Annotated in this window: 21 protein-coding genes; 12 read left to right on the top strand and 9 right to left on the bottom strand. The window is 67.4% G+C overall.

The window, feature by feature from the left end:
• Nucleotides 1–138: 138 nt before the first annotated feature.
• From B3Z70_RS06590 to B3Z70_RS06565, 6 genes are all read right to left on the bottom strand, one after another.
• Nucleotides 139–408, bottom strand: a complete 270-nt coding sequence (locus B3Z70_RS06590) for an ATP synthase F1 subunit epsilon (protein WP_292019913.1) — start codon at nucleotides 406–408, stop codon at nucleotides 139–141.
• Nucleotides 408–926 carry a hypothetical protein gene (locus B3Z70_RS06585; RefSeq protein WP_292045109.1) on the bottom strand — a complete coding sequence of 173 codons (519 nt, stop codon included), beginning with the start codon at nucleotides 924–926 and terminating at the stop codon, nucleotides 408–410. Before B3Z70_RS06585 ends, B3Z70_RS06590 begins: the two co-directional genes overlap by 1 nt.
• Before the next feature lie 2 nt (nucleotides 927–928).
• On the bottom strand, nucleotides 929–2464 hold the full coding sequence (atpD, locus tag B3Z70_RS06580; protein WP_409514372.1) for a F0F1 ATP synthase subunit beta: 1536 nt from the start codon (nucleotides 2462–2464) through the stop codon (nucleotides 929–931).
• Between the two features lie 37 nt (nucleotides 2465–2501).
• Nucleotides 2502–3380: a F0F1 ATP synthase subunit gamma gene (locus tag B3Z70_RS06575; protein ID WP_292045108.1), complete on the bottom strand. Its 879-nt coding sequence runs from the start codon at nucleotides 3378–3380 to the stop codon at nucleotides 2502–2504.
• A 33-nt stretch (nucleotides 3381–3413) separates the two neighbouring features.
• On the bottom strand, nucleotides 3414–4946 hold the full coding sequence (gene atpA / locus B3Z70_RS06570) for a F0F1 ATP synthase subunit alpha (RefSeq protein WP_292045105.1): 1533 nt from the start codon (nucleotides 4944–4946) through the stop codon (nucleotides 3414–3416).
• 72 nt (nucleotides 4947–5018) lie between these two features.
• Nucleotides 5019–5573: a F0F1 ATP synthase subunit delta gene (locus B3Z70_RS06565; RefSeq protein WP_292045104.1), complete on the bottom strand. Its 555-nt coding sequence runs from the start codon at nucleotides 5571–5573 to the stop codon at nucleotides 5019–5021.
• Nucleotides 5574–5952: 379 nt separating this feature from the next.
• Here B3Z70_RS06565 and B3Z70_RS06560 point away from each other — a divergent pair, with 379 nt between their 5' ends.
• Nucleotides 5953–6780: a TerC family protein gene (locus B3Z70_RS06560; RefSeq protein WP_292019923.1), complete on the top strand. Its 828-nt coding sequence runs from the start codon at nucleotides 5953–5955 to the stop codon at nucleotides 6778–6780.
• Nucleotides 6781–6785: 5 nt separating this feature from the next.
• The gene (locus B3Z70_RS06555) at nucleotides 6786–7562 is read left to right on the top strand and encodes a glutaminyl-peptide cyclotransferase (RefSeq protein ID WP_292045101.1); all 777 of its coding nucleotides are present in this window, start codon (nucleotides 6786–6788) and stop codon (nucleotides 7560–7562) included.
• A 138-nt stretch (nucleotides 7563–7700) separates the two neighbouring features.
• Here the strand turns inward: B3Z70_RS06555 and katG are convergent, their stop codons facing one another.
• On the bottom strand, nucleotides 7701–9971 hold the full coding sequence (gene katG, locus B3Z70_RS06550) for a catalase/peroxidase HPI (RefSeq protein WP_292045099.1): 2271 nt from the start codon (nucleotides 9969–9971) through the stop codon (nucleotides 7701–7703).
• Between the two features lie 146 nt (nucleotides 9972–10117).
• Between katG and B3Z70_RS06545 the strand changes: the two genes are divergently transcribed.
• The 4 genes from B3Z70_RS06545 (at nucleotide 10118) to B3Z70_RS06530 (ending at nucleotide 13248) form a co-directional block, all read left to right on the top strand.
• A complete protein-coding gene (locus B3Z70_RS06545) occupies nucleotides 10118–11017 on the top strand; it encodes a hydrogen peroxide-inducible genes activator (RefSeq protein WP_292045097.1) in 900 nt (299 codons plus the stop codon).
• A 39-nt stretch (nucleotides 11018–11056) separates the two neighbouring features.
• Nucleotides 11057–11308, top strand: coding sequence for a hypothetical protein (locus B3Z70_RS06540; RefSeq protein ID WP_292045095.1), 252 nt, complete (start codon nucleotides 11057–11059; stop codon nucleotides 11306–11308).
• Nucleotides 11309–11403: 95 nt separating this feature from the next.
• A complete protein-coding gene (locus tag B3Z70_RS06535; protein WP_292045094.1) occupies nucleotides 11404–12777 on the top strand; it encodes an NAD-dependent succinate-semialdehyde dehydrogenase in 1374 nt (457 codons plus the stop codon).
• A 114-nt stretch (nucleotides 12778–12891) separates the two neighbouring features.
• A complete protein-coding gene (locus B3Z70_RS06530) occupies nucleotides 12892–13248 on the top strand; it encodes a hypothetical protein (protein WP_292045092.1) in 357 nt (118 codons plus the stop codon).
• 56 nt (nucleotides 13249–13304) lie between these two features.
• Here the strand turns inward: B3Z70_RS06530 and acnA are convergent, their stop codons facing one another.
• The gene (acnA, locus tag B3Z70_RS06525; protein ID WP_292045090.1) at nucleotides 13305–16031 is read right to left on the bottom strand and encodes an aconitate hydratase AcnA; all 2727 of its coding nucleotides are present in this window, start codon (nucleotides 16029–16031) and stop codon (nucleotides 13305–13307) included.
• Nucleotides 16032–16398: 367 nt separating this feature from the next.
• On the opposite strand from acnA, the gene ccmA reads away from it, so the two are divergent.
• The 6 genes from ccmA to B3Z70_RS06495 are packed head-to-tail and all read left to right on the top strand — an operon-like array spanning nucleotide 16399 to nucleotide 19573.
• Nucleotides 16399–17022 carry a heme ABC exporter ATP-binding protein CcmA gene (ccmA, locus tag B3Z70_RS06520; RefSeq protein ID WP_292045088.1) on the top strand — a complete coding sequence of 208 codons (624 nt, stop codon included), beginning with the start codon at nucleotides 16399–16401 and terminating at the stop codon, nucleotides 17020–17022.
• The gene (ccmB, locus tag B3Z70_RS06515; RefSeq protein ID WP_292045086.1) at nucleotides 17019–17729 is read left to right on the top strand and encodes a heme exporter protein CcmB; all 711 of its coding nucleotides are present in this window, start codon (nucleotides 17019–17021) and stop codon (nucleotides 17727–17729) included. The genes ccmA and ccmB overlap by 4 nt, the downstream gene beginning before the upstream one ends.
• Before the next feature lie 39 nt (nucleotides 17730–17768).
• On the top strand, nucleotides 17769–18488 hold the full coding sequence (locus B3Z70_RS06510) for a heme ABC transporter permease (RefSeq protein WP_292045084.1): 720 nt from the start codon (nucleotides 17769–17771) through the stop codon (nucleotides 18486–18488).
• A gap of 3 nt (nucleotides 18489–18491) precedes the next feature.
• Entirely contained in the window at nucleotides 18492–18707 is a 216-nt protein-coding gene (ccmD, locus tag B3Z70_RS06505) for a heme exporter protein CcmD (RefSeq protein ID WP_292045082.1), read from the top strand.
• A complete protein-coding gene (locus tag B3Z70_RS06500) occupies nucleotides 18704–19264 on the top strand; it encodes a DsbE family thiol:disulfide interchange protein (protein WP_292021569.1) in 561 nt (186 codons plus the stop codon). Before ccmD ends, B3Z70_RS06500 begins: the two co-directional genes overlap by 4 nt.
• A gap of 45 nt (nucleotides 19265–19309) precedes the next feature.
• Nucleotides 19310–19573 (top strand): hypothetical protein, encoded by a 264-nt coding sequence (locus B3Z70_RS06495; RefSeq protein WP_292045080.1) that lies wholly within the window; start codon nucleotides 19310–19312, stop codon nucleotides 19571–19573.
• Here B3Z70_RS06495 and B3Z70_RS06490 read toward each other — a convergent pair whose 3' ends face one another.
• Entirely contained in the window at nucleotides 19574–20329 is a 756-nt protein-coding gene (locus tag B3Z70_RS06490) for a M48 family metallopeptidase (RefSeq protein WP_292045079.1), read from the bottom strand.
• Nucleotides 20330–20382: the final 53 nt, after the last annotated feature.

Here is a 20382-nt window from a genome sequence, read left to right as displayed (position 1 = left end):
CGACTTGTTGGATGACCGCATTGTCGCCCCCTGATCTCGGACTCAAGGTTGCGCGCATACGTCTTCCCGTCAATGCCGCAAAGAAAAGAGGCCCCGCGCCGGAGCACGGGGCCTCAAATCGTTCGACCGTCGAAAGGCTCAGCCCCCGACGACCTCGGTCGCCTGTTCGGCCAGGATGGTCAGGCCTTCGCCGTTGACGTCGGCGAAGCCGCCGTGGACGTCGTATTGGGTCTTGGCCCCGCCGTTATAGACGGTGACCAGGCCTTCGCGCAGGGCGGTCATGAAGGGGGCGTGGTCCGGCAGCACGCCGAAGTCGCCCTCCACGCCCGGTGCATCGACCTGGTCCACGAGACCCGAAAAGACCTCGCGTTCCGGCGAGACGAGGGAGAAGTTCAGTTTGCCAGCCATCAGTCTGATGTTCCGATTTGATAGGTGGCGACGGAAATAGGATAAGTCCCGCCCGTCCCCCATATCGCCATGTAAATCACGCTTTGGGCGACGCTCTTGGTGAAAAGAACACCCTTGCCGTTCACGTCGTTTGAATCGCTATCGAAGGTCCAAGCCTGTGTGGTCCTGGCTTTCGTGATGTAACCATCACCGGCCTCAGGCCCATTCAGGTCGAGTACCGAACAGCTCTCGCTGCCCGGCTGCGAGGCTCGAACCACCATGATCCGAACCGGGTCAATCGGCGTGCCGGACAAGGTATAGGTTCGTGACACTTCGTTGGTTTGAACCGTCGACGCGGCTGACTTGTAGCCCTTCCCATGGAAGAAGCTTGCCTCATCCGACGCGGGCGGAAAACGACCTTCCGCCACGAATGCCTCGCAGGCTCCCGCCATCGCCTCGAAATCTCCACCGACCTGGGCTTGCGCCGACACTGGCGTCGCCAGGGCGAGAAGAACGAGGCTGACGAGAGCCTTGCTCATGATCAGGCGTCCGCCGCCATCTTCTCGGCCTTGGCGACGGCCTCTTCGATGGCGCCGACCATGTAGAAGGCGGCTTCCGGCAGGTGGTCGTATTCACCGGCCACGATGCCCTTGAACGAGCGGATCGTGTCGGCCAGCTCGACGAACTTGCCGGGCGAATTGGTGAACTGTTCGGCCACGAAGAAGGGCTGCGACAGGAAGCGCTGGATCTTGCGGGCGCGCGACACGACCAGCTTGTCCTCTTCCGACAGCTCGTCCATGCCCAGGATGGCGATAATGTCCTTCAGGCCCTTGTACTGCTGCAGCACTTCCTGGACCGAACGGGCGACCTGATAGTGTTCTTCGCCGATGACCAGCGGGTCCATGATCCGCGAGGTCGAATCCAGCGGATCGACGGCGGGGAAGATGGCCTGGGCGGCGATGTCGCGCGACAGCATGGTCGTTGCGTCCAGGTGGGCGAACGAGGCGGCCGGCGCCGGGTCGGTGGGGTCGTCGGCGGGGACGTAGATGGCCTGGACCGAGGTGATCGAGCCCTTCTTGGTCGAGGTGATGCGTTCCTGCAGGTTGCCCATCTCGGTGGCCAGCGTCGGCTGATAGCCCACGGCGGACGGGATGCGGCCCAACAGAGCCGACACTTCCGAACCGGCCTGGGTGAAGCGGAAGATGTTGTCGACGAACAGCAGGACGTCCTTGCCTTCCTCGTCGCGGAAATACTCGGCCTGGGCCAGGCCGGTCAGGGCGACACGGGCGCGGGCGCCGGGCGGTTCGTTCATCTGGCCATAGACCAGGGCGCACTTGGAGCCTTCGGTCGAGCCGTCGTTCTTGGTCGGGTCCACGTTCACGTTGGACTCGATCATCTCGTGATACAGGTCGTTGCCTTCGCGGGTGCGCTCGCCCACGCCGGCCAGGACCGAGTAACCGCCGTAAGCCTTGGCGATGTTGTTGATCAGTTCCTGCATGGTGACGGTCTTGCCGACGCCGGCGCCGCCGAACAGGCCGATCTTGCCGCCCTTGGTGTAGGGGCAGATCAGGTCGATCACCTTGATGCCCGTGACCAGGATTTCCGACGAAGTGGTCTGCTCCTCGAACGAGGGGGCCTCGCGGTGGATCGGGCGGTATTCGGTGGTCTGGATCGGACCGGCTTCGTCGATCGGCTGGCCGACGACGTTCATGATGCGGCCCAGCACGCCCGGTCCGACCGGGGTCTGGATCGAGGAGCCGGTGTCGGTCACGGCCTGGCCGCGCGTCAGGCCTTCGGTCGTGTCCATCGAGATGGTGCGGACCATGTTCTCACCCAGGTGCTGGGCGACTTCCAGAACCAGGGTGAAGGGCTCGCCCGTCTTCTGGTCGATGTTCTGGGTGTGCAGGGCGTTCAGGATCGCCGGCAGGTGGCCGGTGAACTCGACGTCCACGACGGCGCCGATGACCTGGGCGATCTTGCCGGTGGCGGCGGCGTTGACGGGCGCGGCGTCCGGGGCCGCCTTCCTGGCGGCGGGTTTGCGGGCGGCGGGCTTCTTGGGGGCGACGGTGTCGGTCATGGCTGGGGTCCGTGTCGGAATGTCTGTGCGTTCGGGATCAGAGGGCTTCGGCGCCGGCGATGATCTCGATCAGCTCGGTGGTGATCTGGGCTTGGCGCTTGCGGTTGTACTGCAGCGTCAGGGCGTTGATGAGGTCGCCGGCGTTGCGCGTGGCGTTGTCCATCGCCGCCATCTGCGACCCGAAGAAGCCCGCCTGGTTCTCGTACAGAGCGGCCAGGATCTGGGTCGTCAGGTTGCGCGGAAGCAGGGTTTCCAGGATTTCCTCTTCCGAGGGCTCGTACTCGTAAACCGCGCCGTTCAGGTCGATCGGCTGGGCGTCGCCCTCCACCACGGCCGGGATCAGCTGCTTGCCGGTCGGGACCTGCTGGATCACCGACTTGAACTGGCTGTAGAACAGGGTGACCACGTCGGCCTGGCCGTCCTCGAACGCCGTGGCGATCATTTCGGCGACCGGCTGGGCCGAAGGCAGGCCGATGGTCTTGTGTTCCGACAGTTCGAAGGTGTGGATCACCTTGTCGCCATACAGGCGCGACAGCTGGTCCCGCGACTTCTTGCCGACGGCGATGATCTTCACATCCTTGCCGTTGGCGATCAGGCTGTTGATCCGCTCGCGCGCGGCGCGGATGACGTTGGTCGAGAAGCCGCCCGCCAGACCCTTGTCCGCCGTGGCGACCACGATCAGGTGACGCTGGTCGCCGCCCGTGCCGGCCAGCAAGCGCGGCGCGTCGGCGCCGGACACGCCGGCGGCCAGGTTGGCGATGACCGAGGCCATCTTCTGCGCATAGGGCCGGGCGCTCTCGGCCTGATCCTGGGCGCGTTTCAGCTTGGCCGCGGCGACCATCTGCATGGCTTTCGTGATCTTCTGCGTGGCTTTCACGGTTCCGATCCGATTGCGCATTTCCTTTAGGCTGGCCATCCGGCGCTACTCTCTCAGCTTATCCGGTCGAACTCAGGCGAAGGTCTTCACGAAGGCGGCCAGGATGTCCTTCAGCTCGGCTTCCAGCTCGGGCGTTAGGTCCTTCTTGGCGCGAATGCCTTCCAGCAGACCGGCGTGGTTCGCATGGATGCGGGCCAGCAGCTCCTTCTCGAAGCGACCGACGTCGCCGACCGCGATGCCGTCGATATAGCCGCGCGTGCCGGCGTAGACCGAGACGACCTGCTCCTCCATCGCCAGCGGCGAATATTGCGGCTGCTTCAGCAGCTCGGTCAGGCGGGCGCCGCGCGCCAGCAGCTTCTGGGTCGAGGCGTCCAGGTCCGAGCCGAACTTGGCGAAGGCGGCCATTTCCCGGTACTGGGCCAGTTCGCCCTTGATGGTGCCGGCGACCTTCTTCATCGCCTTGGTCTGGGCCGACGAACCCACGCGCGACACCGAGATGCCGACGTTCACGGCCGGACGGATGCCCTGATAGAACAGGTCCGATTCCAGGAAGATCTGGCCGTCGGTGATCGAGATCACATTGGTCGGGATATAGGCCGAAACGTCGTTCGCCTGGGTTTCGATGATCGGCAGGGCGGTCAGCGAGCCCGAGCCGTAGTCTTCGTTCAGCTTGGCCGAACGTTCCAGCAGGCGGCTGTGCAGATAGAAGACGTCGCCCGGATAGGCTTCACGGCCGGGCGGACGGCGCAGCAGCAGCGACATCTGGCGATAGGCGACGGCCTGTTTGGACAGATCGTCATAGACGATCAGGGCGTGCATGCCGTTGTCGCGGAAGAACTCGCCCATGGCGGTGCCGGCGAACGGGGCCAGGAACTGCAGCGGAGCCGGCTCGGACGCCGTGGCGGCGACGACGATGGTGTATTCCAGGGCGCCGGACTCTTCGAGGGTCTTGACGATCTGGGCCACGGTCGAGCGCTTCTGGCCGATGGCGACGTAGATGCAGTAGAGCTTGGCGCTCTCGTTGTCGGTCTTGTTGACGTTCTTCTGGTTCAGGATGGTGTCGACGGCGACGGCCGTCTTGCCGACCTGACGGTCGCCGATGATCAGCTCGCGCTGGCCGCGACCGACGGGGATCAGGGTGTCGATGGCCTTCAGGCCGGTCTGCATCGGCTCGTGCACCGACTTGCGCGGGATGATGCCCGGCGCCTTGACGTCGACGCGGCGGCGCTCGGTGAACTGGATGGGGCCCTTGCCGTCGATCGGCTCGCCCAGCGGGTTGACGACGCGGCCCAAGAGGCCCTTGCCGACCGGCACGTCCACGATCTCGCCCAGGCGGCGCACGTCGTCGCCCTCGGCGATGGCGGCGTCGGCGCCGAAGATCACGGCGCCCACATTGTCGCGTTCCAGGTTCAGGGCCATGCCCTTCACGCCGGCCTTGGTGAACTCGACCATTTCGCCGGCCTGGACATTGTCCAGACCGTGGATGCGGGCGATGCCGTCGCCGACGGACAGCACGCTGCCGACGTCGGAAACGTCGGCTTCGACGCCGAAGTTGGCGATCTGCGACTTCAGGATGGCCGAGATTTCAGCGGCGCGGATGTCCATGGGATCTCTCTGTCTAGGTCTTCTTCGGGGCGAGCCGAGCGGGCGCGCTGCAGTCTTTGGGGCTCAGAGCGCTCAGGCGCGCTTGAGGGCGAACTTCATCTGGTCGAGCTTGGTCTTCAGCGAGGCGTCGAACAGCTTGGACCCCACCTTGACCTTCAGGCCGCCCAGGATCGACGGGTCGACCCGCGTGGTCAGCTCCGGCGCCTTGCCCAGGCTGGCGTTCAGGGCGGTCTTGATGGCGGCCAGTTGCTTGGCGTCCAGCGGCTGGGCCGACACCACCTCGGCGGCGACGATCCCGGCGTGTTTGGCGTAAAGGCGCTCGAAACCGGCGACCACGGCGCCCAGGTCCCTGGCGCGGCCGTTCTGGGCCAGCAGACCCAGGAAGTTGATGGTGTTCTTCTCGAACTTCGCCTGGGTCGCCACGGCGACCAGACCCTTGGCCTGATCGGCGGTCGAAATGACGGGCGACGTCGCCAGGCGGCGCAGGTCGGCGCTCTCGGTCCAGGCGGTCTTCAGCGAGACGACATCGGCCCGAACGGCGTCCAGGCGGCCGGTTTCCAGCGCCAGGTCAAACAGCGCCTGTGCATAGCGATCGCCGACTTCCGTCGTTCTGAAATCATCAGCCACTGATTAGGGTCCGAGGTCGTTGTGTCAGGGTCGCGACCGAATGCGAAGGTTCACAACGGTCAAAAGCTTGAAATGCTTAGGGAAAGCACGACAGAGGCCGTATCCGTGAACACGCCCCCTTCAAGCCGGGCGCCTGATAGCACGGGGTTTCGCCAGTCGCAACATTCCGTGAAGGCGCGTCGATGCCGCAGGGGGCCTGCGATGCGGCGAAAGCCCCTCCGTCTCTCCGCTGCGCTTCGAGCCACCTCCGCTCCGCAGGGAGGAGACTATGCCCCGACCCCCGGGGGTGCGACCATGACGCCGCACCCGTCCGCTTGATCGGAACCGGCGTCGGCCCTAGCGCTTTCCGCTCAAGCTTTTGTCCCCTTCAGGAACCCCGATGCTCGACAGCATAACCCCGCTTCTCTCCGATCCGGCCGCCTGGGCCGCATTGGTGACCCTCATCGTGATGGAGGTGGTGCTCGGGATCGACAACCTGATCTTCATCTCCATCCTGTCCAACAAACTGCCCGAGCATCAGCGCTCCAAGGTGCGGCGCATCGGCATCGGCCTGGCCCTGGTCATGCGTCTGGCCCTGCTGTCGATCATCGCCTGGCTGGTGGGCCTGGTTCAGCCGGTCTTCACCGTCATGGGCAACGAATTCTCGTGGAAGGACCTGATCCTGATCGCGGGCGGCCTGTTCCTGGTGTGGAAGGCGACCAAGGAAATCCACCACACGGTGGACCCCACGCCCAGCGAAGCCGTCCTGGACAAGAAGGACGTCATGATCACCAACGCGGGCGCCGCGATCTTCCAGATCATCCTTCTGGACATCGTCTTCTCGATCGACTCGATCCTGACCGCCGTGGGCATGACCGAACATCTGCCGATCATGGTGATCGCCGTCCTGGTGGCCGTGACGGTGATGCTGCTGGCCGCCGATCCCCTGGCCAACTTCATCAACAAGAACCCCAGCGTGGTCATGCTGGCGCTGGGCTTCCTTCTGATGATCGGCATGGTCTTGATCGCCGACGGCTTCGGCTATCATGTGCCCAAGGGCTACATCTATGCGGCCATGGCCTTCTCGGCCGGGGTGGAGGCGTTGAACATGCTGGGTCGCCGGTCCGCGTCCAAGAAGGAAAAGGCCGAACTGGCCCGCAGCGAGGCGAACGCCGCCGAGGCCCGCGCCCAGAAGGCCGAGGCCGAAGCCGCCGCCGAGCAGGGCTGAGGATCATGATCCGTCCGTCGTCCCGCCTCGCCGGTCTTTTCGCCGGCCTGCTGCTGGCGGCGGGCGGTCTGTCCGGTCCCGCCGCCGCCGAGGTTCCGGTCCAGCCCTACGAGGTCGTGCGCGCCTATCCGCACGACCGCACGGCCTTCACCGAGGGCCTCTTTTTCCACGACGGCGCTCTTTACGAGAGCACCGGCCTGTATCCATCCTTCATCCGCAAGGTGGACCTGGAAACGGGTGCGGTGCAGCGCCAGCGCGACCTGCCGACCATCTATTTCGGCGAAGGCATGACCACGCTGAACGGCAAGCTCTACAGCCTGACCTGGCGCAACCACATCGGCTTCATCTGGACGTTGGACGACTTCTCGCCGCTGGGCGGCTTCTCCTATCCGGGCGAGGGCTGGGCCCTGACCACCGACGGACGGCGGCTGATCATGAGCGACGGCACCGACCAGCTGCGCTTCCTCGATCCCGAGACCCTGGCCGAGACCGGCCGCGTCTCCGTCACCGCCGACGGCCGGCCGCTGGACCAGATCAACGAGCTGGAATGGATCGACGGCGAGGTCTTCGCCAACATCTGGCAGGACAGCCGCATCGCCCGCATCGATCCCGAGACCGGCGTGGTCAAGGCCTTCATCGACCTCGCCGCCCTGGTCCCCAAGGACGCCGGCCTGGACCCCAACGATGACGTCGCCAACGGCATCGCCTGGGACGCCGCCGGCAAACGCCTGTTCGTCACCGGCAAACGCTGGCCGCAGTTGTTCGAGATCAGGCTGAAATAGTCTTTTCGTCATTCCGGGGCGTCCGCAGGACGAACCTGGAACCCAGGGGATCAGCGCCAGCCATATAGGCCGCCGCCCTGGATTCCGGGTTCCTCGCTTCCGCTCAGCCCCGGAATGACGATGGGAAGCGGATCTCGCTCACCCCCGCAGGTCGAACCGATCCAGCTCCATCACCTTGGTCCAGGCCGCCACGAAGTCGGTCGTGAACCTGGCCTGGGCGTCCGCCCCGGCATAGACCTCGGCCAGGGCGCGCAGCACGGCGTTGGAGCCGAACACCAGATCGACCCGCGTGCCGGTCCATTTCGCCTCGCCCGTGCGCCGGTCGCGGCCCTCGAACACATCCTTGGCGTCCGAGGTCACCGTCCACTTCACGTCCATGTCCAGCAGATTGACGAAGACGTCGTTCGACAACGCCCCCGGCCGGTCGGTCAGCACGCCGTGCGTCGCCCCGCCGACATTGATGTTGATGGCGCGCAGGCCCCCGATCAGCACCGTCATCTCCGGCGCCGTCAGGGTCAGGCGCTGGGCCTGGTCGATCAGCAGGGCCTCGGCCGGCACGCTGTAACGCGCCTTCTGATAGTTCCTGAACCCATCGGCGACCGGCTCCAGATAGCCGAAGGATTCGACGTCGGTCTGCGCCTGGCTGGCGTCGGCGCGTCCGGGATGGAACGGCACGGCCACATCCTGCCCCGCCGCCTTGGCCGCCTGTTCGACGCCGAGATTGCCGGCCAGCACGATCAGGTCGGCCAACGACACGGCCTTGCCGCCCGTCTGGTCCTGGTTGAAGGCGAACCGCACCCGCTCCAGCGTCTTCAGCACCCTGTCCAGCCGTTCGGGCTGATTGACGGCCCAGTCCTTTTGCGGGGCCAGGCGGATGCGCGCGCCGTTCGCCCCGCCGCGCTTGTCCCCGCCCCGGAAGGTCGAGGCCGAGGCCCAGGCGGTCGCCACCAGTTCGGCCGGGCTCAGGTCGGTCTCGGCGATCCGCGCCTTCAGATCGGCCGCGTCCGCCGCATCGATCAGCGGATGATCCACGGCCGGGATCGGGTCCTGCCAGATCAGCTCCTCGCGCGGGATTTCAGGCCCCATGTAACGCGAGCGCGGCCCCAGGTCGCGGTGCGTCAGCTTGAACCAGGCCCGCGCGAAAGCCTCGGCGAACGCTTGGGGATTGTGCAGGAATCGACGGGAGATCCTTTCGTATTCGGGGTCGAACCGCAGCGACAGATCGGTCGTCAGCATGGTCGGACGCTTCTTCCTGGACGGATCGTGGGCGTCGGGAATGATCTCGCCCGCATCCTTGGCCACCCACTGGTGCGCCCCGGCCGGCGACTTCTCCAGCTCCCATTCGAAGCCGAACAGGTTCTCGAAGAAGAAGTTGCTCCACTGGGCCGGCGTCTGGGTCCAGGTGACTTCCAGCCCGCTGGTGATGGCGTCGCCGCCGTGACCGCTGCCGAAGCTGGAGGTCCAGCCCAACCCTTGCGCCTCCAGACCGTCCGCCTCCGGTTCGGGTCCGACATGATCGGCCGGCCCGGCGCCGTGCGTCTTGCCGAAGGTATGGCCGCCGGCGATCAGGGCCACCGTCTCCTCGTCGTCCATGGCCATCCGCGCGAAGGTGTCGCGGATGTCGTGCGCCGCCGCCAGCGGATCGGGATTGCCGTCCGGCCCTTCCGGGTTGACGTAGATCAGCCCCATCTGCACCGCCGCCAGCGGGTTCTCCAGATCGCGCGAATGCTCATGGCCGTCCGCGTCGTCGTCCGAGACCAGCACGGCCTCGTCGGCGGGCTTCTCCACCCCGTGCGAGCCGTGGGCGTAGCGCAGGTCGCCGCCCAGCCAGGTGCTCTCGCGCCCCCAATAGACGTCCTGATCCGGCTCCCAGACATCCTCGCGCCCGCCGGCGAAGCCGAAGGTGCGGAAACCCATGGTCTCCAGCGCCACGTTTCCGGTCAGGATCAGCAGGTCCGCCCAGGAGATGGCCTGGCCGTATTTCTGCTTGATCGGCCACAGCAGGCGGCGCGACTTGTCGATATTGACGTTGTCGGGCCAGGAGTTCAGCGGCGCGAACCGCTGCTGGCCCCGACCGCCGCCGCCCCGCCCGTCGCCGACGCGATAGGTGCCGGCGCTGTGCCAGGCCATGCGGATGAACTGCGGCCCGTAATGACCGAAGTCGGCGGGCCACCAGTCCTGCGACTCCGTCATCAACTTGCGCAGGTCCGCCTTCAGCGCCTCATAGTCCAGCGTCTTGAACGCCTCGGCATAGCTGAAATCCTGCCCCAGCGGGTTGGACCGCGACGAATGCTGGTTCAGCAGATCCGTGCGCAGCTGGCCCGGCCACCAGTCGCGGTTCTGCGTCCCGCCGCCCGCGACGGATTCTGTCGTGCGGCCCGAGAAGGGGCATTTGGCTTCGTCGCTCATGGTTGTCTCTCCCGAGTGGACGGGACGGCGGCGCGGCGTTGCGCGGCATTGCCCCTGGTGATCACAGGGGCATTTGGCGTCAGGCCGACAGATAGATCAAATCGATTATCTTTGATTTCCGCATAGACTGACCCTATGTCGCACCCATGCTCCCCACCTTGCGACAGCTTCAGTATCTCAAGCTTCTGGCCGAACACGGAAGTTTCTCGCGCGCCGCCGAGGCCGCCCACGTCAGCCAGCCCGCCCTCAGCGCCGGGGTGCAGGAGCTGGAGCGCATCCTGGGCGCGCCGGTGGTCGAACGGGCGCGCGGCGCCGTCATCATGACCGCCGTGGGCGCCGAGGCCGTGCGCCGGGCCGAGGACGTGCTGGCCCGCACCGAGGATCTGGTCGAGGCGGCCAAGAACGCCGGCCGCCTGCTGTCCGGCCGCTTCCGCCTGGGCGTCATCCCGACCGTCGCCCCCTTCCTGCTGCCCGCCAAACTGCCGTCAGTGAAGGCCGCCTATCCCAGCCTGAAGCTGTTCATCCGCGAGGATCTGACGCCCCGCCTGATCGCCGCCCTGAAGGCGGGCCAGATCGACGCCGCCGTCATCGCCCTGCCCTATGACGCGCCCGGCATCGCCCACGCCCGCATCGGCGACGACGAGATCATGGCTGCCGCCCCCCACGACCACGCCCTGGCCGCGCCCGGTCCCATCCGCCCCGGCGCGTTGCGGGCCGAGGACCTGATCCTGCTGGAGGACGGCCATTGCCTGCGCGACCATGCGCTGGCGGCGCTGGACATCGAGGCCCCGCGCGGCGACGACGTCTTCGCCGCCACCAGCCTGCACACCCTGGTCCAGATGGTCGGCTCGGGGCTCGGCGTCTCGTTCCTGCCCAGGATGGCGGTGCAGGCGGGTCTGGCCGACAACCCGTCCGTCGCCATTCGCGCCTTCGAGAACCAGGCCGACGGCGCCCCGCCCCACCGCGAGATCGTGGTCGCCTGGCGCGCCGGCTCCAGCCGCGCCGCTGAGGCCCGGCTGCTGGCCGAGGCCCTGACGCTGGATTGATCGGTTGACCTGGGCGCCGAACAGGCCGCTTGGGAGGGCATGGCAACCGAAACCGTCTATATCGTCCAGACCTACGTTCAGGGCCGTGGCAAGGCCCTTCGCGCCGAGCCCCAGGTCGGCTGCAAGGATGCGGAGGAAGCGCGCCGCAAGGCCGAGCGCCTGGCGCCCTTGCGTCTGGGCGTCGTCGCCTTCGCCGTCTCGGCCGACACCGAGATGGGCGACTATGACGAGGAGCCCACCATCCTCTTCAAGTCCGGCCAGCTGCCGCCGCCGTTCAGCGACGCGGACTGAGGTCGGCGGGGCAACCGCCCCGTCCAGCAGGCGTTGGCTTCCCGACAACGGATCGACGCCGCCCCGGGCGTCCGACCGAAGCTTCAGGACGCCCCATGGCCTACCGCACCCTCAATCCCTTCACCGAACAGACGCTGCAGGAATACCCCGAACACACCGAAGAGGCCGTCGAGGCCGCCCTGGCCCAGGCCCACGCGGTCTTCCGTTCCGACTGGTCGCAGGGCGACATCCAGCCGCGTCTGGCCGTGCTTCAGGCCCTGTCGAAACTGCTGACCGACAACCGCGACAGCCTGGCCCGCACCATCGCCGAGGAGATGGGCAAGCCCCTGGCCCAGGGTCAGGGCGAGATCGACCTGTGCGCCGGCATCGCCGCCTACTATGCCGAAAAGGCCGCCGACTTCCTCAAGCCCCAGAAGATCGACAGCGAGCTGGGCGAGGCGTGGGTCGAGTTCCATCCCGTCGGCGTCCTGCTGGCCGTCGAGCCGTGGAACTTCCCCATCTATCAGCTGATCCGCGTCGTCGCCCCCGCCATCGCGGTCGGCAATCCGGTCCTCTACAAGCACGCGGGCATCGTGCCCCGCTGCGCCGCCCGTTTCGCCGAACTGGTGCGCGAGGCCGGCGCGCCCCAGGGCTTCGTCGCCAACCTCTACATCTCCTCGGACAAGGTCGCCGAGCTGATTGGCGACGACCGGATCCAGGGCGTGGCCCTGACCGGATCGGAAGGCGCCGGCTCCAAGGTCTCGGCCCGCGCGTCGGAGATGCTGAAGAAGTCCACGCTGGAGCTGGGCGGCAGCGACGTCTTCGTGGTGCTGGACGACGCCGACATCGAAAAGGCCGTCGCGGCGGGCGTCGAGGGGCGGCTGTCCAACGCGGGCCAGGTCTGCACCGGCTCCAAGCGGTTCATCGTCCAGAAGTCGGTCGCCGACGCCTTCACCACCGGCTTCGTCGAGGGCATGAAGGGCGCCGTCATGGGCGATCCGCTGGACGAGGCCACGGTCCTGGGTCCGCTGTCGTCCGAGGATGCGCTGAAGACCCTGACCGAACAGGTCGAGGCGGCGGTCAGGAACGGCGCCAAGGTCGCGACCGGCGGCAAGCCCGCCGACCGGACCGGCTTCTTCTACGAGCCCACCGTCCTGACCGACGTGGCCCGCGACAACCCGGCCTTCTACCAGGAGTTCTTCGGCCCCGTGGCCCAGGTCTTCGTGGTCGAGGACGACGATGCGGTGGTGGACCTGGCCAACGATTCCCACTTCGGTCTAGGCGGCTCCATCTTCGCCGGCGACACGGCTCGCGCCCGCAAGCTGGCGTCGCGGATCGAGACCGGCATGGTCTTCATCAACACCACCACGACCTCCATGCCCGAACTGCCGTTCGGCGGCGTCAAACGCTCGGGCTTCGGCCGCGAGCTGGGCGACGTCGGCATCAAGGAGTTTCTGAACCGCAAACTGGTGGTCGTCAGCGCCGACTGATCCTGCCGCTTGTCGGCAAAGCTAATGGGCCGGCGGATAGCTCCGCCGGCTCTTTTGCCTTGCACGATTGGCGGCCGCATGCGGCGGTAGCCCGTCAAGTGGGAGAGAGAAACAATGAAATTAGGCGATCTGATCGATGAAACCCTAAGCGAAATCGCTAGAGGGGTCCGTGCAGCCAAGGAACGATCATGGGAGGTTCTCGCAATCGCCCCCGGCCGCATCAATGGGCAACTAACTACAGAGATCACCTACATCGATTTCGACGTTTCGCTCGTCGTCTCCGACGGGGGAGAGCTCACTTCGTCTAAGGATGGTCGCTTAGGAGGAGGTCTAACGGTAGCGTCTATTGTGAAATTCGACGGTTCGGGCGGTTCTAGCGAGGCCGCCAAAAGCAGCAGTTCGTCGCAGTTGACACACCGCGTGTCCTTCAAAGTGCCCGTCTGCATGGGCGCTACCTTCAACGCCAAGTAAAAAAGGCCGGCGGATCGCTCCGCCGGCCCTTTCTCTTTAATTCAGCGAACCGCGACCTATTCGGCGGCGATCGGCGCCTCGGTTTCCGGGCCGCGCGCCAGGTTGCGCAGGACGTAGGGCATGACGCCGCCGGCCAGCAGATAGTCCAGCTCGGTCTGGTTATCGATGCGGCAGCGAACCGGGAAGCGCGCCATCTTGCCGTCCGACGGACGGAACAGCTCGACCCACAGATCCTGACGCGGCTTCAGCTTGCCGACATTGGCGTCGGTCAGGCCGCGGATGGTGACGATCTCCTCGCCCGTCAGCCCCAGCTTCTGCCAGCCGTCCTGCTTGAACTGCAGCGGCACCACGCCCATGCCGACCAGGTTCGAACGGTGGATGCGCTCGAAGCTTTCGGCGATGACGGCGCGAACGCCCAGCAGGCGCGTGCCCTTGGCCGCCCAGTCGCGCGACGAGCCGGTGCCGTATTCCTTGCCGGCGAAGACGACCAGCGGACGGCCTTCCGACTGGTAACGCATGGCCGCGTCATAGATCGACATGGTGTCGTTCGACGGGAAGTGTTTGGTCACGCCGCCTTCGATCTCGGGCGTAATGCGGTTCTTGATGCGGATATTGGCGAAGGTGCCGCGCATCATGACTTCGTGGTTGCCGCGACGGGCGCCGTAGCTGTTGAACTCGGCCGCCTCGACGCCGTGGTTGGTCAGATAGACGCCGGCGGGGGAGGTCTTCTTGATCGAACCGGCCGGGCTGATGTGGTCGGTGGTGATCGAGTCGCCAAAGATGGCCAGGACGCGCGCTTCCACGATGTCCTGAACCGGGGTCAGCTCCATCGACAGGCCGTCGAAATAGGGCGGGTTGGCGACATAGGTCGAGGCGTCGTCCCACTCATAGGTCTGGCCGCCGGTGACCTTGATGGCCTGCCAGTGCTTGTCGCCCTTGAACACGTCCTTGTAGCGTTTGGCGAACATGGCCGGGGTGACGGACTTGCGCTGGATGTCCGAGATTTCCTGCGCGGTCGGCCAGACGTCCTTCAGGAAGACGTCATTGCCCTTCTTGTCCTGACCGATCGGGTCCTTGGTGATGTCGATCCGCATCGAACCGGCGATGGCGTAGGCCACCACCAGCGGCGGCGAGGCCAGATAGTTGGCCTGGACGTCCGGGTTCACGCGACCTTCGAAGTTACGGTTGCCCGACAGGACGCTGGTCGCGACCAGGGCGTTGTCGTTGATCGCCTTGGAGATCGCCGGGTCCAGCGGGCCCGAGTTGCCGATGCAGGTGGTGCAGCCATAGCCGACCAGGTTGAAGCCCAGAGCATCCAGGTCCTTTTGCAGGCCGGCGTCGGTCAGATAGTCGGTGACGACCTGCGATCCCGGCGCCAGCGAGGTCTTGACCCACGGCTTGGCCTTCAGACCCAGCGCATTGGCCTTGCGCGCCACCAGGCCGGCGGCGATCAGCACCGACGGGTTGGAGGTGTTGGTGCAGGAGGTGATGGCCGCGATGACCACGTCGCCGTCGCCGACGGTGAACTTCTGGCCTTCCACCTCGGCGCGCGGGGCGTCGGACGGGCGGCTGAAGACGTCGGTCAGGGCGGTTTCGAAGGCCGGGGCGGCGGTGGTCAGTTCGACGCGGTCCTGCGGACGCTTCGGACCCGCCAGCGACGGCACGACGGTCGAGATGTCCAGTTCCAGCACGTCGGAGAAGACCGGGTCTTCCGACGTCTCGTCGATCCACAGGCCTTGCGCCTTGGCGTAGGCTTCGACCAGGGCGACGCGCGCCTTGTCGCGGCCCGTGGCGGTCAGATAGCCGATGGTGGCGGCCGAGACGGGGAAGAAGCCGCAGGTGGCGCCGTATTCCGGGGCCATGTTGGCGATGGTCGCCTGGTCCTCGATCGTCATGTTCGGCAGGGCGTCGCCGAAGAATTCGACGAACTTGCCGACCACGCCCTTCTTGCGCAGCATCTGGGTGACGGTCAGCACCAGGTCGGTCGCCGTCGTGCCTTCGGGCATCGAACCCGTCAGCTTGAAGCCGATGACTTCGGGGATCAGCATCGGGATCGGCTGGCCCAGCATGGCGGCCTCGGCCTCGATGCCGCCGACGCCCCAGCCCAGCACGGCCAGGCCGTTGATCATGGTGGTGTGGCTGTCGGTGCCGACGACGGTGTCGGGATAGGCGACGGTCTTCTTGCCTTCGTCCAGGGTCCAGACGGTCTGGGCCAGGTTCTCCAGGTTCACCTGGTGGCAGATGCCGGTGCCGGGCGGCACGACGCGGAAGTTGTTGAAGGCCGACGAGCCCCAGCGCAGGAAGTTGTAACGCTCGATGTTGCGCTCATATTCGCGCTCGACGTTCTGGCCGAAGGCCTTGGACGTGCCGAAGTTGTCGACCATGACCGAGTGGTCGATGACCAGATCGACCGGCACCAGCGGGTTGATCTTGGCGGCGTCGGCGCCCAGGGCGCTCATGGCGTCGCGCATGGCGGCCAGGTCGACCACGGCGGGCACGCCGGTGAAGTCCTGCATCAGGACGCGGGCCGGACGGAAGGCGATCTCGTGCTCGACCGAGCCCTTGTTCTCGACCCAGGCGGCGACCGCCTTGAGGTCGTCCTCGGTGACGGAGACCCCGTCCTCGTTGCGCAGCAGGTTCTCCAGCAGCACCTTCATCGAGCGCGGCAGGCGGGAAATCCCGGTCAGACCGGCTTCCTCGGCGGCGGGAAGGCTGTAATAGGCGTATTTCTTACGCCCGACGGAAAGGTCCTGGCGGGTCTTGAAGCTGTCGATCGACGGCATGGAGAGTTCCTCTGGTCAGCGCCGCCCGACAATCCGGTTGCGCCTTCGCGCGACAGACGCAGCGGCTCACAGGGCCCCTGCGCGCGCGGCGAAAGCCTGCTGCGGCGATCGTGCCTATAGCCCCGCCTGAACCGACCGTCCATGTGTCCACACCCTCGACAAGGACATTGAGAAGGGTTCGCAGATTCTCGCCCCGACTTCTCCCTCCCCGCGCCGGGGAGGGTGGCCGAGCGCAGCGAGGTCGGGTGGGGGCGGCGGCCCGCCGCATCGCCGATCTGCCTTGCGTCGAAGAGTGCGCCCCTGCCGGGCCGCCCCCACCCGGTCGCTGCGCGACCACCCTCCCCGGCGCGGGGAGGGAGAATTACGCATGATCCACACCCTCACCCTTTCCGGCCTGACCGTCTCGCGCGGCGAGCGGCGGCTGTTCCACGGGCTCGATCTGACCCTGCGCGCCGGCGAGATCCTGGCCCTGACGGGCGCCAACGGCGCGGGCAAGACCAGCCTGCTGCGCGCCATCGCCGGCCTGCTGCGCTCCGACGCCGGAACCGTCGCCTTCCACGACGGCGACGGCAATCCGCTGGACGCCCGAGAGGCGCGCGGCCGCGAAACCCATTTCCTCGGCCATCTGGACGGGCTGAAGGGCGGCCGCACGGCGCGTGAAGAGCTGGGCTTTCAATGCGACTGGCTGGGCCACACCCAGTACGGCGTCGATCACGCCGCCCAGGTCTTCGGCCTTCCCCCCCTGCTGGACCTTGAAGTGCGCCGCCTGTCCGCCGGCCAGCGCCGCCGCCTGGCCATGGGCCGCCTGGTCGGATCGCCGCGCGCCCTGTGGCTGCTGGACGAACCGATGGCGCCGCTGGACGCCCGCTGGCGCGCCGCCTTCGCCGAACAGATGCGGCGTCATCTCGACGCGGACGGTCTGATCGTCGCCGCCGTCCATGACCCCCTGCCGCTGCCTTCACGCAGCCTGGACCTGGGAGGGCTGGCATGAGCCGTCCGACCGCCGATCAGGAACCTCGCCCGCCCGGCCTGCGCGGCGCCACCCGCGTTCTGCTGGAGCGCGAACTGGATCTGGCCTGGGGCGGGGGCGGCGGGCCGCTTCTGGCGTGCGGCTTCTTCGCCTGTCTGACCGCCATCCTGCCGCTGGCGGCCGGGGGCGATCCGCGCACCCTGGGCCCCGTCGCGGGCGGCGTCGCCTGGCTGGCCCTGGCGCTGGCGTCCCTCCTGTCGCTGGAGCGGTTGTTCGAGCGCGATCTGGAGGACGGCGGTCTGGACCTTTTGGCGCTCGGCCATCTGGCGCTGGAGCAGGTCGTGTTGATCAAGGCCCTGGCCCAGTGGATCGCGGTCGGCCTGCCGCTGGCCCTGACCGCCCCCGTCGCCGCCCTGGCGCTTGGCCTGTCCGCGTCGCTGACGCCGCTCGTCGCCCTGACCGCACTGATCGGCGGCGCGGGCTTCGCCTTCACCGGGGCGCTGGGCGCCGCCCTCGCCCTGGGCGCCAGGCGCGGCGGCCTGTTGATCGCCGTGGTCGTCCTGCCCCTGTTCATCCCGCCGGTCGTCTTCGGCGCCGGAGCGCTGGAGCGCGCCGCCTCTGGCCAGCCCGTCGGCCCGGCCCTGGCGTTGCTCTGCGCCTACGTCCTGTTCGCCGCCGTCGTCGCCCCCTTCGCCGGGGCCGCCGCCGTTCGCAACGCGCAAGGGTGAGCTTGCCCGCCGCCCCTTCGCCGCGTAAGCGCTGAACCGATGTTCGGCCTGTCCAATCCGCAGCGCTTCATGGCCTTCACCGGCCCTTTGACGCCCATCCTGTGGGGGCTGGCCGCCGTGCTTATAGGCGTCGGCGCCTGGCTCAGCTTCTCCGTCCCGGCCGATTATCAGCAGGGCGACACGGTGCGGATCATGTTCGTCCACGTCCCCGCCGCCACCTTGGGTCTGGGCGCCTATGCGGCGCTGGGCGTATCCAGCTTCTTCGCCCTGGTCTTCCGCCACGCCCTGGCCGACGCCGCCGCCCGCGCCGCCGCCTTGCCGGGCGCCGCCTTCACGGCCCTGGCCCTGATCACCGGCTCGCTGTGGGGCCAGCCGATGTGGGGGACCTGGTGGGTGTGGGACGCGCGCCTGACCAGCGTCTTGGTGCTGTTTCTCTTCTACCTCGGCTATATGGCGCTGAGGGCCTCGATCGACGACGAGCAGAAGGCCGGGCGGGCCGCCGCCGTCCTGGGCCTGGTCGGGCTGATCAACCTGCCGATCGTCAAATTCTCGGTCGACTGGTGGAACACCCTGCATCAGCCCGCCAGCTTCCTGACCCCCGGCTCATCCGGGCTGGATCCCGTCTATCTGCCCCCCTTCCTGACCATGCTGGCGGCCTATGGCGTGCTGTTCCTGGCCCTGTGGCTGACGGCCATCCGCACCGAAATCCGCCGCCGCCGCGTCATGACCCTGCGCGCCCGTCTGGCCCAGGAGGCTTAAGCGATGCTCGACCTCGACATGACCCCCTACGCCGCCTTCGTCTGGCCCGCCTGGGAGATCAGCGCCCTGGTCCTGACCGCCCTGACCGTCCGCGCCGTCATGGCCGCCCGCAAATGGAAGCGTGAACTCGACCGCATGGACACAGCCGCCGGTGAGGCGGCTCGCCCTCAAGTCGCGCGAAGCGCGATAGGGCCAAAAGAAACAGGGCTTCGCCCGTGAACCGCTGGCTGGCCCTGATCCCGCTGGCGGTCCTGGCCGCGCTGGCGGCCCTATTCATCGGCTGGTCGCTGAAGCGCGACCCCGCCTTCAAGCCTGACGCCCTGGTCGGCCAAGCCGTCCCCGAAACCGTCCTGCCCCTGCTGTCGGGCGATCAGGCGGGTCCGGGCAATCTGGACCTGAAGACCGCCGGGGTGGGCCGGCCCATGCTGGTCAACGTCTTCGCCTCCTGGTGCGCCCCGTGCCGGATCGAACATCCGAAGCTGCTGGCGCTGAAGGCGCGCGGCGTCGCCGTGGTCGGCATCGCCTACAAGGACGAGCCGGTCGCCACCCGCGCCTTCCTGGACGAGATGGGCGACCCCTATTCCATGGTTCTGGTGGACCGGGAGGGCCGAGCGGGCCTGGACCTGGGCATTTCGGGCGTGCCCGAGACCTTCGCCGTCGACGCCCTGGGCCGCATTACCGCCAAACAGTCCGGCCCCTTGCTGGACGACGCCGACATCGACCGGCTGGTCGCCTCCATGCAGGCTCCCGCCCGCCCCGCGCCGACCCAGCGGTGAGGCGGCGTTAACCCTTTTTCGACGCTATGCGTTAACCATACCGGCATGAGCGCGATTCGCCCCGACCTGCCGCTGAACACGCCCGCCCAGGGCCTCGACCTGCCCAGCGCGCGAAACGCCCAGGCGGCCTTCTTCCGCGCCGCCATGGAGCAGACGGCCGCGCCCAAGCCGCCCGTCCCGGCCGCCGCCGTCATGTCCACGATCCGCACCGCCAACCCGGCCCGCCCGGTCGAGGCGCCGGCGGCCCCGCCTCAGCGCGAGGAGCCGCGCATCCTGCGCCCCGGCTCCTACCTCGACATCCGGGTCTGATCAGTTCCAGCCGCGGCTGGCGATATATTGCTGCAGCATCTCGATCCGCGTCGCATCCGACGGGTGGGTCGAGGCGAACTGCGGCGTCTGGGTCTGATGCTGCGCCGCCATCAGCCGCCACAGGGCCACAGCCTGCGACGGCCGGAACCCGGCCCCGGCCATATAGTCGACGCCCAGCTTATCGGCCTCCAGCTCGTCCCGGCGCGAATAGGGCAGCAGCAGGCCATACTGCGCCGCCAGCCCGCCATAGGCGTTGACCGCATCGCCATAGCGCCCCGCCGCGCCCCCGACCGCCGCCAGGCCGATGCTGGTCGCCGTCTGGCTGGACGCCCGCTCGGCGGCGTGATTGGCGACGACGTGGCCGATCTCGTGACCGATCACGCTGGCCAGCTGGTCGTCGTTCTGGACCAGCGACAGCAGGCTGGTCGTCACCCCGATCTGGCCGGACGGCAGGACGAAGGCGTTGGGGCTGGCCTCGGTGAAGACCGCATAGTCCCAGGTCCGGTTCCCCAGACCCGCCGCCTGCACCAGCCGGTCGCCCACGCGCCGGATCCGGTCCACCTGGGCGCCCGTGGTCATCACGCCCGGTTTGGCGATGGCCTCGCGCCACGCCTGCGTCGACTGTTGCGACAGGGCCGCATTGTCCACCAGCAGAAACTGATTGCGACCCAGCGCCTCGTTATAGGCGCAGGCCGACAGGGCCGAGGCCGCCACGGCGGCGGTCAGGATCAGGGCGGAACGACGGGGCAGGATCACGGGGCGGCCTCTTGGACGGTTGGGGCAACAGCCAAGCAAATCCCGTCCCCCCG

This window comes from Brevundimonas sp. UBA6550 (assembly GCF_002434505.1).
Classification (GTDB): domain Bacteria; phylum Pseudomonadota; class Alphaproteobacteria; order Caulobacterales; family Caulobacteraceae; genus Brevundimonas.
Note: the sequence above shows the minus strand (reverse complement) of the source record. Positions and strands in the feature narration are given on the sequence as shown.